Here is a 1051-nt window from a genome sequence, read left to right as displayed (position 1 = left end):
CTCCAGCCCGCCGAGGTTTTCGCCCGGCTGGCCGCCTCGCAGATGCAGGCGCTGGCCCCGCACGCCACCCGCTACCACCACTGCACCGACGAAGCCGACGCTCACGCCTGCCTGGCCGGTTTGCCGCGGTAATTGCTCGGTCGTAGTAGAGACGCAATATTTTGCGTCTCATCGTTCGCGCCGCTCGGGGTCGTCAGGGTTACATTCGGGCGTTTTCATCCACGCCGTTCGTTGGGTTTCGTTCGGGCGCTGTCGTTCAACGACGAGATGCAAAATGGTGCGTCTCTACATCATTTCGGTCAGCAGCGCCAGCCCGGCCGGCCATTTGCCGTAGCCGCTGGCCGCGTTGATGTGGCCGGCCTCGCCGATATCGACCAGTTCGCTGCCCCAAGCCTCGGCAAACTGCCGGGCGCGGGCGGGCGTCACCCACTCATCGTTCTGGCTGAACACGACTTTGCTGGGAAACGGCAGCCGGGCCAGCGGCATGGGCGCGAAGCCGGTGGTGGGGAAAGCGGCATAGTGCGCGGTTTCCACGTCGCTGGGCGCCACCAGCAGCGCGCCTTTGATGCGGTGGCCGTATTGCCCGGCCCAGTGCGCGATGGTAGTGCAGCCCAAGCTGTGGCCTACTAATATCACCTGGCTTAGGTCGTAGCCGTCGAGGGCGTCTTCGAGGCGGGCCACCCATTCGGCGCGGTCGGGCACGTCCCACTCGCGCTGCTCGATGCGGATAAAATCCGGCTGCGTGCGTTCAAAATACGTTTGCCAATGCTCGGGTCCCGAGCTGCCCAGGCCGGGCACTATAAATACCTGCGTCGTTTCCTGCATGCCCAAAAGTAGCTTTTCTATCTTTTCTCCATGAAAATTCTTTCCGCTGCCCAAACCCGCCAGCTCGACCAGGCCACTATCCAGCAGCAGCGGCTGCTATCGCCGGAGCTGATGGAGCGCGCCGCCACGGCCTTCGTGAAGTGGTTTGCGAGTCGGTTCGCGCCCGCGCAGGCCGGCGAAATCCTGCTGCTGTGCGGGCCCGGCAACAACGGCGGCGACGGCCTCG

2 protein-coding genes are annotated in these 1051 nt (G+C 64.4%); one reads left to right on the top strand and one right to left on the bottom strand.

What is annotated here, in order from left to right:
* Positions 1–285 precede the first annotated feature (285 nt).
* Positions 286–825 (bottom strand): RBBP9/YdeN family alpha/beta hydrolase, encoded by a 540-nt coding sequence (locus ACYVDE_RS23950; RefSeq protein ID WP_460504033.1) that lies wholly within the window; start codon positions 823–825, stop codon positions 286–288.
* Positions 826–855: 30 nt separating this feature from the next.
* Between ACYVDE_RS23950 and ACYVDE_RS23945 the strand changes: the two genes are divergently transcribed.
* Positions 856–1051: NAD(P)H-hydrate epimerase (locus ACYVDE_RS23945; RefSeq protein WP_460504032.1), on the top strand; the 196-nt coding region annotated here is incomplete at its 3' end.

The sequence above is a fragment of the Hymenobacter agri genome (assembly GCF_054778495.1).
Note: the sequence above shows the minus strand (reverse complement) of the source record. Positions and strands in the feature narration are given on the sequence as shown.

What these genes read in the sequence shown, in the direction of transcription:
- ACYVDE_RS23950 (WP_460504033.1), bottom strand. Translation starts at nt 825, where the DNA reads ATGCAGGAAACGACGCAGGTATTTATAGTGCCCGGCCTGGGCAGCTCG.